General features: G+C 45.6%; 11 protein-coding genes. 5 read left to right on the top strand and 6 right to left on the bottom strand.

Annotated features, from left to right (window positions below):
- Window positions 1-36: 36 nt before the first annotated feature.
- Complete coding sequence (tolC, locus tag MSG34_RS17500; protein ID WP_243584037.1) at window positions 37-1,347, top strand: outer membrane channel protein TolC; 1,311 nt, start codon at window positions 37-39, stop codon at window positions 1,345-1,347.
- Between the two features lie 90 nt (window positions 1,348-1,437).
- Here tolC and hldE read toward each other — a convergent pair whose 3' ends face one another.
- The 3 genes from hldE to MSG34_RS17485 form a co-directional block, all read right to left on the bottom strand.
- On the bottom strand, window positions 1,438-2,868 hold the full coding sequence (hldE, locus tag MSG34_RS17495; RefSeq protein WP_017061423.1) for a bifunctional D-glycero-beta-D-manno-heptose-7-phosphate kinase/D-glycero-beta-D-manno-heptose 1-phosphate adenylyltransferase HldE: 1,431 nt from the start codon (window positions 2,866-2,868) through the stop codon (window positions 1,438-1,440).
- Between the two features lie 121 nt (window positions 2,869-2,989).
- Window positions 2,990-5,839: a bifunctional [glutamate--ammonia ligase]-adenylyl-L-tyrosine phosphorylase/[glutamate--ammonia-ligase] adenylyltransferase gene (gene glnE / locus MSG34_RS17490; protein WP_248338806.1), complete on the bottom strand. Its 2,850-nt coding sequence runs from the start codon at window positions 5,837-5,839 to the stop codon at window positions 2,990-2,992.
- Between the two features lie 224 nt (window positions 5,840-6,063).
- A complete protein-coding gene (locus MSG34_RS17485; protein WP_248338803.1) occupies window positions 6,064-7,320 on the bottom strand; it encodes a methyl-accepting chemotaxis protein in 1,257 nt (418 codons plus the stop codon).
- A 97-nt stretch (window positions 7,321-7,417) separates the two neighbouring features.
- Between MSG34_RS17485 and MSG34_RS17480 the strand changes: the two genes are divergently transcribed.
- Window positions 7,418-8,167 (top strand): potassium channel family protein, encoded by a 750-nt coding sequence (locus tag MSG34_RS17480; RefSeq protein ID WP_248338801.1) that lies wholly within the window; start codon window positions 7,418-7,420, stop codon window positions 8,165-8,167.
- A 51-nt stretch (window positions 8,168-8,218) separates the two neighbouring features.
- On the opposite strand, the gene MSG34_RS17475 is transcribed toward MSG34_RS17480, so the two are convergent.
- A complete protein-coding gene (locus tag MSG34_RS17475) occupies window positions 8,219-9,736 on the bottom strand; it encodes an inorganic triphosphatase (protein ID WP_017102953.1) in 1,518 nt (505 codons plus the stop codon).
- A gap of 207 nt (window positions 9,737-9,943) precedes the next feature.
- Between MSG34_RS17475 and MSG34_RS17470 the strand changes: the two genes are divergently transcribed.
- The 3 genes from MSG34_RS17470 to MSG34_RS17460 all read left to right on the top strand — a co-directional run bounded on the left by MSG34_RS17470 (window position 9,944) and on the right by MSG34_RS17460 (window position 12,832).
- Window positions 9,944-10,624, top strand: coding sequence for a TIGR00153 family protein (locus MSG34_RS17470; RefSeq protein ID WP_010434644.1), 681 nt, complete (start codon window positions 9,944-9,946; stop codon window positions 10,622-10,624).
- 128 nt (window positions 10,625-10,752) lie between these two features.
- Complete coding sequence (locus tag MSG34_RS17465) at window positions 10,753-12,015, top strand: inorganic phosphate transporter (RefSeq protein ID WP_017061418.1); 1,263 nt, start codon at window positions 10,753-10,755, stop codon at window positions 12,013-12,015.
- Window positions 12,016-12,220: 205 nt separating this feature from the next.
- On the top strand, window positions 12,221-12,832 hold the full coding sequence (locus tag MSG34_RS17460; RefSeq protein ID WP_048614910.1) for a TIGR04211 family SH3 domain-containing protein: 612 nt from the start codon (window positions 12,221-12,223) through the stop codon (window positions 12,830-12,832).
- Between the two features lie 105 nt (window positions 12,833-12,937).
- On the opposite strand, the gene MSG34_RS17455 is transcribed toward MSG34_RS17460, so the two are convergent.
- Together MSG34_RS17455 and MSG34_RS17450 are read right to left on the bottom strand one after the other, a co-directional pair.
- A complete protein-coding gene (locus tag MSG34_RS17455) occupies window positions 12,938-13,942 on the bottom strand; it encodes a general secretion pathway protein GspB (RefSeq protein ID WP_248338799.1) in 1,005 nt (334 codons plus the stop codon).
- Window positions 13,942-15,612: an ExeA family protein gene (locus MSG34_RS17450; RefSeq protein ID WP_248338797.1), complete on the bottom strand. Its 1,671-nt coding sequence runs from the start codon at window positions 15,610-15,612 to the stop codon at window positions 13,942-13,944. The genes MSG34_RS17455 and MSG34_RS17450 overlap by 1 nt, the downstream gene beginning before the upstream one ends.
- Between the last annotated feature and the right edge of the window lie 12 nt (window positions 15,613-15,624).

The following is a 15,624-nucleotide window of genomic DNA, read 5'->3' as shown; positions in this document are numbered from 1 at the left end:
TCTAAAGAAAATTCCATAAAAGGCAGGAATAGGAAAATGAAAAAACTGCTTCCACTATTTATCAGTGCAGCAATTGGCAGCCTGAGTTCGTCAGCTTTTGCTGATACGCTAGCTGAAGTTTACGACCAAGCAAAACAGAACGATCCACAACTTCTTCGTTCAGCAGCGCAGCGCGATGCCGCTTTTGAAGCAGTAACGTCAAGCCGTAGCTCTTTGTTACCAGAGATTAATTTAACAGCGGGATACAACATTAACCGCAGTGACATTGACGGTCGTGAAAGTGACAAATTGACAGCCGGTATTAGCTTCTCTCAAGAACTATACAAACGTTCTTCTTGGATCACACTAGATACGGCAGAGAAGACTGCTCGTCAATTTGATTCAGCTTACGCGGCAGAACAACAAGCGTTGATTCTGCGTACAGCAACAGCTTACTTTGACGTACTTCGAGCTCAAGACAACCTGGAATTTGTTCGTGCAGAGAAAGCAGCGGTTGCTCGTCAGCTTGAGCAAACTAAGCAGCGTTTTGAAGTAGGTCTTTCAGCAATCACCGATGTACATGATGCACAAGCTCAGTACGATGGCGTTTTAGCTGATGAAGTATTAGCAGAGAACGATCTGACTAACAGCTACGAAGGTCTACGTGAGATTACAGGTCAGGAACACTCTAACCTAAGCATCCTAGATACTGACCGTTTCTCAGCGAGCAAGTCTTCAGAGTCTGCAACAGCACTTGTTGCTCAAGCTGAAGAAAAGAACCTTAGCTTATTGGCTGCTCGTATTCTTCAAGACATAGCAAAAGATGACATTTCGCTGGCAAGCTCAGGCCACTTACCTAGCTTGACTCTTGATGGTGGCTATAACTATGGCGACGAAAGTAATGACAATAACGGCTCGAAAGGGGACTACAACGATTTCAATGTTGGGGTTAACCTAATTGTGCCTCTATACACGGGTGGTAGCACAACTTCTTTAACTAAACAGGCTGAATACAACTACGTTGCAGCAAGTGAAGATCTAGAAGCGACTTACCGTAGCGTTGTAAAAGACGTACGTGCATTCAACAACAACATCAGTGCTTCAATTGGTGCTCTACGCGCTTACGAACAATCTGTAGTGTCTGCTCAGTCTGCTCTAGAAGCAACAGAAGCAGGTTTTGATGTAGGTACTCGTACTATCGTTGACGTGCTAGATTCGACTCGTCGTCTATACGATGCGAACAAAAACCTTTCAGATGCTCGTTACAACTACATCCTAAGTGTACTTCAGCTTCGCCAAGCCATTGGTACGCTAAGCGAACAAGACATTGTTGATATCGACTCAGGTCTAAAAGTAGCAAGTAAGTAATTCTTAATTACTCAAGTTACCGTTACAAAAATGCCGCTCATTGAGCGGCATTTTTATTATCTATCAAATATTGGTATTGAGCGCTAAAATTTAGCCTCGGCCACCTTTAATCGCTTTAATGATTTCAGTGGTAGAGCAACCATCTTCAAAGTTAAGTACTTTCACTTCACCACCAGCTGCAATCACTTCCGCACCACCAGCGATCTCTTCAGGTTTGTAATCACCACCTTTCACAAGAATGCTTGGCAGTACCTCAGAGATTAAACGTTGAGGTGTATCTTCAGAGAATGGTACAACCCAATCAACCGCACCTAAGCCAGCCAATACCGCCATACGACGATCAGTAGGGTTCACAGGGCGACCAGGGCCTTTCAAGCGTTTCACTGATTCGTCCGTATTCACCGCAACGATCAAACGATCGCCCAGCTCAGCCGCGTGATTCATGTAAGAAACATGACCAGCATGCAGAATATCAAAGCAGCCATTGGTCATAACCACCTTCTCGCCTTTCGCACGAGCACGCTTCACCGCTTCAACCAGTGCCGCTTCAGAGATAACACCGTAGTCTGTGTCTTGGCTACCGTGAATCGCTTCCGCTAACTCAATCGTAGACAGTGTAGATGTACCAAGCTTACCTACTACCACACCCGCAGCAGCGTTCGCCAGTGCACACGCCTCATCCAGTGGTTTGCCAGCAGCAACAGAAGCCGCCAGTACCGAGATAACCGTATCACCCGCACCCGTCACGTCATACACTTCTTTCGCTTGAGTCGGCAAGTGGAATGGTTCCAAACCTTTGCGAAGCAAAGTCATACCATGTTCGCTGCGCGTTACCAACAAAGCTTCGAAATCAAACTCTTCGATTAACGCGAGTCCTTTTTCGATCATTTCTTCTTCAGATTTTACTTTGCCCGCAACCAGCTCGAACTCAGCCATATTTGGCGTAAGCAAAGTCGCACCACGGTAACGCTCAAAGTCTGCGCCTTTCGGGTCAATGAATACCGGAACCTTTGCCGCACGTGCTTTTTGAATAAAACTTTGCACATGCTCCAAGGCACCTTTTGCGTAATCAGATAGAATTACCGAACGTACATTAGGAAGCGCTTGTTCCATGCGAGACAAAACAAGCTCAGGATCCGTATTCTCAAATTTGTCTTCAAAATCAAGGCGAATTAGCTGCTGACCACGGCTCATCACTCGCAGTTTAGTAATGGTTGGGTAATCTTCTAACTCAACGAAATCACATTTAACCTTTAGTGCGCCTAAGGTATTTTTTAACACCTCAGCTGGCTCATCTTTTCCAGTCAAACCAACGATATGAGCATGGCCACCAAGAGAAGCAATATTCATTGCTACGTTGGCTGCACCACCAGGACGCTCTTCGTTATTTTCTACTTTAACAACGGGTACAGGTGCTTCTGGTGAAATACGGCCAGTTGGACCATACCAGTAACGGTCAAGCATTACGTCACCGACAACAAGAACGCCTGATTGGCTGTAGTCAGGTAGAATTGGTTTCATTATGGCTCTCCAAAAATCGAATCTGGCTAGAGTCTAGCACACTGATTACAGAGGCTAAACTATAGATAAATGAGTAAATGCCTATGAAGATAGACACATCCGTCACTACTGTGTGACTGGATTATGCTTCCATCCACTGCTTCCATGCTTGAACAACATGTTCTCTTTCCATTTCAAACTTTTCAATCGCCACATCCGCATCAAGATTGAGTAGATTACGGTGGTGGATTTCATCTCTTAACGTTGTATAAGCATGAGTTAATGCCATGCCTTGCTGCTCGTCCATAATCCCTTGTGACAACAAGCTTTCGAAGATTCGTACATTGTCACACCAACGAGTAAGCTTTGGCTTCTCATTACTGTATCGAAGGACTAAATATTGCGCCAAGAATTCAATATCGGTAATACCACCAGCATCTTGTTTGAGCATGAATCGATCAGCCTTTTTGCCCCCTAAATGGCCGCGCATTTTTTCACGCATATCCACAACGGACTTTTTGAGTGTTGCCTCATCACGCGCCAAACACAAAACCTCATGACGCGTTTTGTTAAATGCCGAAGCCAATAACTCATCACCATAAATCATACGAGCGCGAGTCAAGGCTTGGTGCTCCCATGTCCACGCGTCATTGTGCTGGTACGCGTCAAAGGCATCGGTTGGACTCACCAATAGGCCAGATGCACCAGAAGGGCGTAAGCGAGTGTCGACTTCGTATAGAATCCCAGAAGCGGTTCTGGTCGAGAAAATATGAATAATACGTTGCGCTAATCTCAAGTAGAATTGGCGTCCATCGATCTCTTTCTTACCGTCAGTATAGATGTGTACCGGGCAGTCGTGCATGAACACAATATCGAGATCGGAGTTATAACCAAGTTCCCAACCGCCGACTTTGCCATAACCAACGACAGCAAAACCGCGACCTTCGCGATCTTTGACATGGGTAGGTTCACCAAACTTGGCGGATACTTGTAACCAAGCTTGATTGACCCCCGCCTCCACAATGGCTTCTGCTAAGTAGGTCAAATGATCACTGACCTTCATGACCGGTAAAGCACCCGCAATATCCGCGGCTGCAATTCTCAAGATACAGGTCTGCTTAAACTGACGCAGGCCTTCCATCTGTTGCTCCATATCATCTTCAGGGATGCGAGCAAGGTAATCACGCAGCTCGGTCTTATAAGACTCTAAAGGCACTGGATTGTAGAGTTGCTGAGGGTCGATGAGTTCATCTAACAGAATTGGATAACGACCCAACTGCTCCGAAATCATCGGGCTTGCCGTACATAAACGAACTAACTGAGTCAACGCGGCAGGGTGTTCATCTAGTAGTTCAAGGTAAGTGGTACGCGTAACAATTTTATGCAGCAGATGCAGTACTCGCGACAAGCCAAACTCGGCATCCTTAGCGGTGTACAGCGCTTGAAACACTTTCGGCATCAGTCGATTGAGGACTTCTCGCCCACGTGGGCCAAGAGTTTTCTTAGCTAGATCAGCTTTAAACTGAATGATCGTTTTCGCCGCTTCTGGTGGGCTCGCGACTGCAATATCATGCTCCAGTACATGTTCAATCACGTCTGGTTTATGGGCCATATCCCACAGTTCACTAAAGTGACTCGCGATCGGATTAGCGTCATCTTCATCAACGCCAATTAGGTCTTCGAACACGGTATGTACATTCGCCATATGAGCACGAGTTGCCGCAATCAAGCTATCCCAATCGGAAAATTGCATGGCAACCGCAAGCTGCAGTTGTTCGAACTCCCCATCAGGCAAGGTTTGAGTTTGTTTATCAGCCATCGCTTGCAGTAGGTTTTCAAGACGACGTAAAAATAAGTAAGCATCACGTAGGTGACCCACCTCTTCTGTTTCGAGTAAATGCAGTGACTCGATAGCCGTTAGGGTTTCCAGCAAACCTCGACCACGGAGGCTTGGTTCACGACCACCACGAATCAATTGGAAGACTTGTGCGATAAACTCAACTTCACGAATACCACCAGAGCCAAGCTTGATGTTGTTCGAGAGACCACGACGACGCACTTCGCTGCTGATCATGGACTTCATTCGGCGCAGAGATTGAATCGCACTAAAATCAATATAACGACGGAACACAAACGGGCGTAGCATTTGGCGAAGCTCTTGATATTCAGGGTACATCTCACTGCCCATCACACGCGCTTTAACCATGGCGTAGCGTTCCCAATCGCGACCTTGTTCTTGATAGTAATCTTCTAGCGCAGCGTAACTCATGACCAGTGGACCACTCTCACCGAATGGACGCAGACGCATGTCGACTCGATAACAGAATCCATCAAAGGTTTGCTGATCAAGCGCCTTAATAATACGTTGCCCAAGACGTGTAAAGAACTGCGCATTGGCAATGCTGCGTCTTGCACCTTGGGTTTCACCATTCTCTGGGTAGGTGAAGATCAGATCGATATCGGAAGAGAAGTTAAGCTCACCGCCCCCTAGCTTGCCCATACCAATGATCAACATCGGCTGTGCTTCGCCTTGTTCATTACAAGGCGTGCCCCACTCTTTACAACAAATATCGTACTGCCATTGGTAGGTTTCGAAGATCATCGCCTCAGCCAACATCGATAGATGATTTAGGCTCTGCTCTAGCTCCCACGACCCCATAAAATCACGCCAAGCAATGTAGGTCATTTCTCGATTGCGGAATTGACGCAGCACGCGCTGACCGCTCATTTCATCGGTGCAACCAGAAAGTAATTCAGCCAAGCGTTCTCGGTAACCTTCAGCACGCTCTTCACATGCCAACATATCAGGTAAATCACCAGATAAAACCGTATCACGCTGCAGGCAATCACCAATAAAACAGCTTAAACCGAGTACACGTTTAAGATCTTCAGTCAGTGGCTCAGACCAAGTATTGATTGCTTCGCTTTGATGCTCTAATAATTGCTCAAAAGCAGACTGGGAGTGAGTGATGAGTTGAGAAGGCAATGGCATGTTTCTTCCTTGTATAAGCTGCGCGCCGAACAATCGGTTTATCGATTCAGTTCTTCAATAACGAGTTTTCATAACTAAAGATAAGTTATACCAAAGTTACGCCAATAAAAAACGCCCACATTAGCAATGTGGGCGTTTTATCGATTAACTTATCTGGTTGAGCTTACAACCGAGAAACCGTCTCTGGAAATAAGCCTTTACCGATGAAGATTAGGTGCTGAGGACTAAACCTTAAATTGCTTAATCTTACCGTCGAGTTCTTGTGCGTTGCTTTCCATAAGCTGAGAGGTCTCTAGCAGCTCACCAACCACCACTACTGAAGCTTCAACAAGCTCGCGTACATTAGTCAGGTTGACGCTCATCTCTTCAGCAACACTGCTCTGTTGACCTGCAGCGGTCGCGATCTGGAAGTTCATATCATTGATTTGATTGACTTGGCTTACAATGCCGTCAAGCTCACTTCCCGCGTTAGTCACCAGATCAACGCCTTCAGCCGCTTCTACAACACTCTTCTCCATCAGCTCTACTGCAGAATTAGCACTGCTTTGTAGGTGGCTGATCATGTCTTGAATCTCTACCGTCGCTTGCTGAGTACGCTGCGCAAGGTTACGAACCTCGTCGGCAACAACCGCAAAACCACGGCCTGCTTCGCCGGCACGTGCCGCTTCAATCGCAGCGTTCAATGCTAATAGGTTTGTCTGCTCTGAAATGCCTTGGATAGTACCAACCACACTGCCAATTGAGTCAACGCGCTCTTCTACTTGGTTTACTGCTGCTGCAGATGCTGCGATATCTGAAGATAGCTCACTCATCTTAGACACTGACCCTTGAACGAACTTCTGACCAGTAAGAGCTTGGCCTGATGCCTGCTCAGTCAATGACGAAGCGCTTTGCGCATGCTCAGCGACAGTTTGAACAGTAGACGTCATCTCACTCATTGCTGTTGCCAGCTGATCGATCTCGTTGAACTCTTCTTGAGCTGAATCTTTGGTTTCAGACATGCTGATGGTCATCACTTCCGTCAGAGCAAATAGCTCATCAGAAGAGGCCACCTGAGTTTTGATCATGTCATTCAGTTGAACGCGAGTTTTTTCAAGTTCGCGTGCCACATCACCGTATTCATCTTTACAGTCCATTTGAATCGGTACTGATAAGTTCTTGTCTGCCATGGTTTTAATGGCGTCATTAAGGTATTGAGTCTGGCGCAGCATAACGCGCGCCGCTGCTAACAGAAGAACCACAAACACAATGATCATCAAGGCTGTTTGCCAAGCCACTTGAACAAGGTAAGTCTCGTAATGCTGTTGTGCGACTTGCGCATTGTTGGTTACAGCAAACAATGAATCGTAAAACGTACTTGCGTCCCATAGCTGCTTCGAAATGATCAAGATAGTGCTGAATAGCATCAGCATGACCATTTTTGGAACGAGACGAACGTCAGAGATTACCCTTTCCCACGGCTTGAATGACAGTTTAGTCATTGTCAGTTCTCCATTAATTCTTATATATTGATGGCTTCTATATCCGCGAGGTGGCTATGTCAGTCAAAGTTCGCGATTTATTTTGAGCCTCGTATGAATGTTGAATAATACCAAAGACGCCACCAAGCCGATGAGCTTATTGTCACTGATTCTCTCTTTCTTAGCGTTATTTGTGATCTCAGGCTTATTGTTCGTACCGATCGATAAAGAATCGAAACAAGTCCTTATCGGCCTCGATTTTATAATCTGTAGTGTTTTTCTTTTTCAGCTCACGATTGATCTATTCAGATCACAAAACAAAAAAGAATATCTCAAAGTACACTGGATCGATTTCTTAGCCAGCATCCCAATGATCGAGCCACTGCGTTTCGCTCGCATTTTTCAGATCCTGCGTATGATTCTTGTGCTTCGCTCGGGGAAGCGTGTTTTCAGAGAGCTATTCCGCAATCGCAAAGAAACCACCCTCGCCTCAATTATATTGCTGCTGGTCATTCTCCTGACCATAGGGGCGGGAACAATATTGCTGTTAGAGCACAAAGATCCCAATGCCAACATCACCACTGGGCAAGATGCTTTATGGTGGGCTTTCGTTACTATCAGTACGGTAGGATATGGCGACCATTATCCAGTCACGAGCTCAGGAAAGTTAGTCGCCTCTCTGGTGATCATTTGCGGTGTGGGTGTGTTTGGTATGATTTCAGGTTTGATTACTTCTTTGATCACCTCCCCGACTCATCATGAGAATCAACGAGCGGAAAACAAAGAGAAACACCTTGAAAAGATCATCGAGCAGCAACAGAAAATCCTCGAACGACTCGAAAAACTTGAGCAACAAACAAAAAAATAGGGCCGGAGCCCTATTTTCAAATTCATATTTCTATTGATACAGATATTGAGTTTAGTCTTGCCAGTATGGCTCAACCTCAACACTGATTTGGCGTGTCTGTTCCATCGCATGCAGGATGGACACTTCTTGACGAGCCAACCAACGCTCTAGCTGAACCTTCTCATCGCCTTCCAACTTCTCAGTCAAAGGCTCTAATGTTTTAAGTGCCAGCAAGTCATCAATGCCTTGCACCATATCGGCCCATGGCAAGCGGAAACTGTTTCGCTCAGCGTCATCATATAAACTAGCGAAACCAACACCAGAATACAGATTACGCATCAAACGGTATTGCTGCTCAATATACGCTTGGCTGGTCATCACTCGCTCTGGCGGGAAAGCTTCCATCAAATCTGCCCATGTGCGATCGAGTTGCTGCACAGAAAACCATTCGATACCACGACCCATTTGTTCACGCGCTTTCTCATCTAAGAAAGGCTGCCAGCCACGAGACAAAATCCAACGGCTCAGATCTAACAATAAACCGGTGTAACGAGCAGAGCTCAGCAAGGTAAGCAGATCTTCACGATCTGGCAGTTGCTCTTGCATCTCTTTAAGCTCAGCGACTAAGAACTTACGCGCATCGAGTTTACGCAGCACGTGTCCTTTATCTTCCAGCAAGTCTTCGAAGTGATCATAGCTTTTCAGCCAGTCGAGCTCTTGCTCAAGCCACTTCAACTCTTGACGTAAAATAGCACTCGCGCGTCTTGGGACAATGCCACCGTAGATAGTGAAGGTTTGACGAATAAAACTCAGCGAGTGGCTGATCTCATGTAGCGCTTCAATCGATTGGCGCTCAGTGAAAATCTGCTCGTGATAGTGCCAATGAGCGAGAGCATGCTCTAAAGATTGAATGAAACACGATTCAACAGTATCACTTTTGTCAGTATCAACTAAGGTCAAAGGAGTGACTTCATCTCCTTGATAACCTTGAGCAAGGCGGTAACCCTTAGCTGCTTTGCTTAGGTTACCCAAACGCATGCCACCTTGTTCGCAGAATTGGCGAGACAATGTAAATAGCGCATCCGTTTGACCGGATTTAAGTTCCAGTTCGACTTCGCAAATCGGTTCTTGCAGGTCGCCTGATTCAACGAAGCCTTGATCGAATGCGACCTCGACTTGGCTACCATCAGGCATACCAATCAACCATTGCTCACGCGTAAAGTTGGTAGAAAACAGAGGAGTCAGCTCGGCTTGCAACGTTTCGATGTCTTTACCCGCTGGCCAGATATCCTCTGGGTGCAGGGCTAACTTAGGTTCGTTGCTGTCGTGTTCTGCATTGTATTCAGGCCTTTGATGCAGGCCAGCAACCACACGACCAGCAGTCTTTACGGTTTGTACAAATACGTCATCAAAGCGTCGAATGCGTAAGCCTGTATCGTGCTTACGTAGCCAGTTGTCAGCGGTGTCAAAGTAGATGTTACCTAGCTCACGACAACTGTGCTGAAGTACTTTAGTTTCAGCAATTTTATTGCGTAAAGTCTCTGAAAATTCAGGAGAAACAAAAAACTTCAGTTCTATCTCGGTTTCCATAGTTATACCTTTCTGTGAAGATAGGGACAGGATATTGCCAATTTGAAAAGTCGGCAAGTCAGAAATATCGCCCTTATGATGATCTAAAACAGTTTTAATGAGAGATTGATTAGGTTAACATGCGCGACTTTGTAGCCATCGCTTAACATTTCACCATGAATATGGTGTATGTTGTTTTAAGGTTATTATTTATTAGGTTGGATGACCATGCCAGTAAATACAATTATGGGGTTATTTGCAAAGTCCCCAATTAAACCTTTGCAGCGTCACGTAGTATGCGTGAACGAATGTTGTTCTCACCTAGTTAATTTCTTTGAAGTTTCTTCAAAAGGTGACTGGGAAAAAGCATCAGAAATTCGAGCTCAAATTTCTCACCTTGAGAAAGAAGCTGACGTACTAAAACGTGAAATTCGCCTTAAACTTCCTCGTGGTTTGTTTATGCCAGTTGATCGCACCGATATGTTGGAGCTATTAACGCAACAAGACAAACTCGCAAACCTAGCGAAAGACATTGCTGGCCGTGTATATGGTCGTCAACTTGTCATTCCTGCTCCGATGCAAGAAAACTTCATCGCTTACGTTAAACGTTGTCTAGATGCAGCGAACCAAGCACAAAACGTAATCAATGAATTAGACGAATTACTTGAGACTGGCTTTAAAGGCCGTGAAGTAACACTCGTTGCCGAAATGATTCATCAATTAGATGTAATTGAAGATGACACGGATGCGATGCAGATCGAACTACGCCAACAACTAATGGCAATTGAAGGCGATCTGAATCCAGTTGATATCATGTTCTTATACAAAATTCTTGAATGGGTTGGTGGTATTGCAGATCAAGCACAGCGTGTAGGCGCTCGTCTTGAAGTAATGCTTTCTCGATCTTAAATCATACGTTAACCATATAACGAAGAGCATTTTTTGAACAAACCACTTATGCGCTGAGTATTCCTCTCGCTGAGCGGTTTTTTGCGTCTAAATTTGTTCCGCTTGTTATCAAACAACTAGGTATTACGATGGATATCCTTGCTAACTACGGCACTGTCCTGATTATTGTTGCAGCAGCTTTCGGTTTCTTGATGGCTATTGGTATTGGTGCAAATGACGTTGCGAACGCAATGGGCACCTCAGTAGGCTCTAAAGCTCTAACCGTTAAACAAGCGATCATTATCGCAATGATCTTTGAATTCGCAGGTGCTTACCTTGCGGGCGGCGAAGTAACAGACACGATCCGTAAAGGTGTTATCGAAACGTCTCTATTCGCTCATCAACCAGATGTACTTGTGTACGGCATGATGTCGGCACTTCTTGCTGCTGGTACATGGCTACTTCTCGCTTCTTACATGGGCTGGCCGGTTTCTACGACTCACTCAATCATCGGTGCAATCATCGGTTTTGCGTGTATTTCTGTAGGTACTGAAGCTGTAGACTGGAACAGTGTTCAAGGTATTGTGGGCAGTTGGATTATCACACCCGTTATTTCCGGCTTCTTCGCTTACGTCATATTTGTAAGTGCTCAACGACTGATTTTTGATACAGAGAACCCGCTATTTAACGCGAAACGCTTTGTACCGGTATACATGTTCATTACAACAATGGTAATTGCACTTGTAACCATCAAGAAAGGTCTTAAGCACGTTGGTCTGCACCTAAGCAACACTGAAGCATGGGTTTGGGCTGCAGGCGTTTCTGCGCTTGTTATGATCGGCGGTTACCTATACATCCAGAAGAAATTCGCTAACCGCGAAGAAGACCACGGCTTTGCAGGTGTTGAAGGCATCTTCTCTGTACTAATGGTTATCACAGCTTGTGCGATGGCATTTGCACACGGTTCAAACGACGTTGCGAACGCGATTGGTCCACTGTCTGCTGTTGTATCAACCGTTGAGCACATGGGTGAAATCACAGGTAAGAGTACTATCGCATGGTGGATTCTTCCTCTAGGTGGTTTCGGTATCGTTGTTGGTCTTGCAACAATGGGTCATAAAGTAATGGCAACCGTTGGTACTGGTATTACAGAACTAACACCAAGCCGTGGCTTTGCTGCACAACTTGCAACTGCATGTACAGTTGTACTAGCTTCAGGTACTGGCCTTCCAATCTCTACTACACAGACACTAGTTGGTGCAGTATTAGGTGTTGGTTTTGCTCGTGGTATCGCAGCACTAAACTTAGGCGTTGTACGTAATATCGTGGCTTCTTGGATTGTGACACTGCCTGCAGGTGCTCTACTTGCTGTTGTGTTCTTCTACGGAATTCAAGCTGCGTTTACTATGTAATCGCGACTGCGTTAGTGAATACTAGCGTCAGAACAGTGTGAGCTTCAGTAGCGATATGTAAATGCCATGTCATTATTGACTCAAACGCACAGAAAGGGAGGCTTTGCCTCCCTTCTTTGTTGCACCGCATAAAGAAACTAAATATTATTTGCTGATTGAGGCTGACTCATACGCCTACCCAATTTGAATCGTTAAGGGATTTACTGTGAAAAAACTGATTAGCTTAGTTTTGTTCGCAATGCTTGCGGCTCCAGCTGCCTTTGCACAAGAACGTTATATTGCTGACAAACTATTTACTTATATGCATTCTGGCCCAAACAACACATTCCGTATCATCGGTAGTGTTGATGCTGGTGAAAAGATTACATTCCTACAAACTAACAAGAGTACGGGTTACACCCAAATTCAAGACAACCGTGGCCGTAAAGGTTGGGTTGAAAGCAAGTTTGTAAGCACTCAAGAAAGCATGGCACTGCGTATGCCTAAGCTAGAGAAAGAGCTGACGGAAGTTAAGGGTAAGCTAGCGAATGCTCGTCAGAGTGCTGACAGCGAAAAAGCTGGCCTAGCAAGCTCTCTAGATTCTCGTAACAAGCAGATTGCTGAACTAGAACAGAACTACAGTGAAATTAGCCAACAGCTAACGAGCTCTCAAACAGAGAACCGTGAACTACGCGCTAAGCTAGACACTCAGAAAGACGACCTTCTATTGAAGTACTTCATGTACGGCGGTGGTGTTGCGGGTATTGGTCTACTTCTAGGCCTTGTTCTGCCACACATCATGCCTCGTCGCAGAAAATCACCAAACGGTTGGGCGTAGACTTAACGCTTGTATCAGGTACAGTAAATTCAGTATCGAATATCAAAAAGGAGCACCGAGGTGCTCCTTTTTATTTGTCTGTTATCTAGATACCTTTGGAGCTCGCTAGCCTTTCCACTCGTAAAGAGCTGGGATTTCTATCTTCTGCTGATTGAACTCTATGATCACCGATTGTGGCTTAATCTCCAGTAATTGAATGTCTTGTCCAATCCAATCTCCTTGCGCCACTTCTTGACCGTTCACTTTTACCCAACGCTTAGTTTCGCTACTCGAGTACATATGAGTTTGTAGGTCTAACTTAGGAAGGACTCCTGATAAGCTATTGGTGTGCGTTTCCAACTCAATGACCTGAGAGCCTCTTTGCCCTGCGGGTCTAGAGTCCATCGGCTCAGGAGCGCTTTGTTGCTCACCCATGATTGATTCAAGTTTCAATGCTAAATCAGGGGGCAACTCACTGAGGTCTAGCCCTTGCAGCAGGTCACTGTCCGATTGTAAGTCACTATTTGCTTGCTGATCAGTGCTTGATTGCCGATCAGTCGTTTCATCGCTCGCGCCTGGCTGAACGGTTGGTTGAATAGGTGACGATTCAGAACTGGCTGTCATTTGAGTGTTGTTATCAGCATTCGCTAAGATCACAGCTGAGCCACCAGCGGTGTTTGCACTATTAGTACCAGAATCAATCTGTGCATACATCTCTTGCCTTGGCAGCGCTTTCAACGGTTGGCTCGCCGGTGCTGGACGAACAGCGAACAATGCATCTTCTTCCTCAGACACGGCATCCATGCTTGCTATATCAGCATCAGCAATTTCAGGCTCAATGTCTGATTCAGTTTTTAATTCTGGCAGAGCGACATTGGCAGCTTTGTTCACTGGTTCTTGTTGTTGGCTATACGATTGATAAGCCAGAACGCCACCCACCAACAAAGAAGGAACCAAGATTAAGAGTAGCCCCATCGCTAACGATGAACCTCGTTTGTTGCTCATCCCTTTTGCAGAATTAGGAACATGATGATTCTGGTAGCCTTTGAAGCTTGGTTTGCTAAGAGAGTGCTGATTAATAGACGACTGTTTTCCAGAGGAGTGTTTAAGTTCGTGCATAATACGTGACATTAGCTTTCGCCCCCTTCTAGTGACATCAACTTAGGCGAATCGAGTTGAGCTAATCTCTGCAATCTTGCCAAGGTGCGCTTACCTGCAATGCCATCAACCGACATACCCTGCCAAGTTTGAAATGCTTCGATTTTCATTTTTAACTCATAATCAAATACATCACTACCGGAAACAACCTCTCCTAATACTTCAGAAAGCAGTAGATCAAGTAAAGCAACCGCTTCACCTTGATAGCCCTCTTTGAGGGTCTCTCGCAGCGGCTGTTTCCAAATAGCGACATAATCGCCTTGCCAGATTTGCTCTAAGGATTGCTTCGGCATCACCAACAGTTTTTCATTCACCAGTAACTCTACAGAATCCTCAGACACGCCATACAGCACAGCAAACACAGGCTTTTGGTCTATGTCGAGATTAAGTACCACAGGCACGCCGAGTTCTAACAATGTATCCAAATTGGCTTGCTGCTGCTCACACACAAAAACACTCTGTGGCTCACTTAAGCATAATCCATCACGCAGTGAAGATTGATATCCCCACAGCGTATACAAGTCTTTGATAGCAAGAGAACGATTGGTCCCCTGCATCAAATGTTGTTGAATGTGTTGTGGCAATTCAAACTTGGCAGGTTTTGGCTCAGCAACCAACTTAGGAACATCTGATACCAAAGAACGCTGAGTACGTGCTAACACTTCCGTCTTCGCTTCATTTGATGCATCCGTAGGCAACCAAGCATTGATATAGCTTGGAGCCAAGTTAAAGGTCGCTATTGCAAGACCAACGCTTAACGTCGCAATCCCTGCGTATTGGAATAACTTAGGCGCAGCACGAGAAGTTCGAGGTTTCTCGACGTGATAGACATCGGCCTGAAAGGACATAACCTGCTGACATGCTCGGTTAACCGTTTCATTGCTCGGTAGCTGCTCACCATCATGAAAAGCCAACTGCAGTGCTTTATCACACACCAAGTTAATGAGCCTTGGAATACCATGCGTATATTGAGCAATCAGCTTGATAGAACGGTTCGAAAACAACATCTGCTCGCCACCCGCCGTCTCCAAACGAAACGCGATGTACTTGCCCGTTTCTTCGGTATTAAGAGGCAGCAAGTGATAACGACCGGTAATGCGCTGCGCTAGCTGACGCAGTTGCGTAGTTTGTAAGTGCTGTTGTAATTCAGGTTGGCCGACCAACAGTACTTTTAACAACTTGCGACTGTCGGTTTCCAAGTTTGTTAGAAGGCGTAGCTGCTCCAACACATCGGCAGCGAGATGTTGAGCTTCATCTATTACCAATAGGGTTTGAATGCCTTCGGCATGGCTATCAAGTAGAAAATAATGAATAGCCTGACTGAGCTGTTTCAACGATGCCTGTTCTGGGTACTCGACTTCAAACTCATCGCAGATAGCTTCAAGTAAATCCGTATTTGAAAACGTAGGGTTAAGTATAAGGCCAGCCTGAGTATGACTATCCAATGAAGACAACATCGCCTTAGCGACCGTTGTTTTCCCTGTACCAACCTCACCAGTAAGCATCGCAAAGCCCCCACCCTCGCCTAAACCGGCTTGTAGGTTCTGCATCGCTTCTTGATGGCGCTGACTCAAAAACAAGTAGCGAGAATTTGGTACAATCGAAAATGGCATCTCAACGAAGCCAAAATATTCCTTATACATGTGCTGCCCTAT

This window comes from Vibrio sp. 1CM2L, assembly GCF_023161695.1.
GTDB lineage: Bacteria > Pseudomonadota > Gammaproteobacteria > Enterobacterales > Vibrionaceae > Vibrio > Vibrio coralliirubri.
The sequence above is the reverse complement of the archived record's forward strand: the minus strand, read 5'-3'. Positions and strand labels throughout refer to the sequence as shown.

What these genes read in the sequence shown, in the direction of transcription:
- tolC (WP_243584037.1), top strand. Translation starts at nt 37, where the DNA reads ATGAAAAAACTGCTTCCACTATTTATCAGTGCAGCAATTGGCAGCCTG.
- hldE (WP_017061423.1), bottom strand. Translation starts at nt 2,868, where the DNA reads ATGAAACCAATTCTACCTGACTACAGCCAATCAGGCGTTCTTGTTGTC.
- glnE (WP_248338806.1), bottom strand. Translation starts at nt 5,839, where the DNA reads ATGCCATTGCCTTCTCAACTCATCACTCACTCCCAGTCTGCTTTTGAG.
- MSG34_RS17485 (WP_248338803.1), bottom strand. Translation starts at nt 7,320, where the DNA reads ATGACTAAACTGTCATTCAAGCCGTGGGAAAGGGTAATCTCTGACGTT.
- MSG34_RS17480 (WP_248338801.1), top strand. Translation starts at nt 7,418, where the DNA reads ATGTTGAATAATACCAAAGACGCCACCAAGCCGATGAGCTTATTGTCA.
- MSG34_RS17475 (WP_017102953.1), bottom strand. Translation starts at nt 9,736, where the DNA reads ATGGAAACCGAGATAGAACTGAAGTTTTTTGTTTCTCCTGAATTTTCA.
- MSG34_RS17470 (WP_010434644.1), top strand. Translation starts at nt 9,944, where the DNA reads ATGCCAGTAAATACAATTATGGGGTTATTTGCAAAGTCCCCAATTAAA.
- MSG34_RS17465 (WP_017061418.1), top strand. Translation starts at nt 10,753, where the DNA reads ATGGATATCCTTGCTAACTACGGCACTGTCCTGATTATTGTTGCAGCA.
- MSG34_RS17455 (WP_248338799.1), bottom strand. Translation starts at nt 13,942, where the DNA reads ATGTCACGTATTATGCACGAACTTAAACACTCCTCTGGAAAACAGTCG.
- MSG34_RS17450 (WP_248338797.1), bottom strand. Translation starts at nt 15,612, where the DNA reads ATGTATAAGGAATATTTTGGCTTCGTTGAGATGCCATTTTCGATTGTA.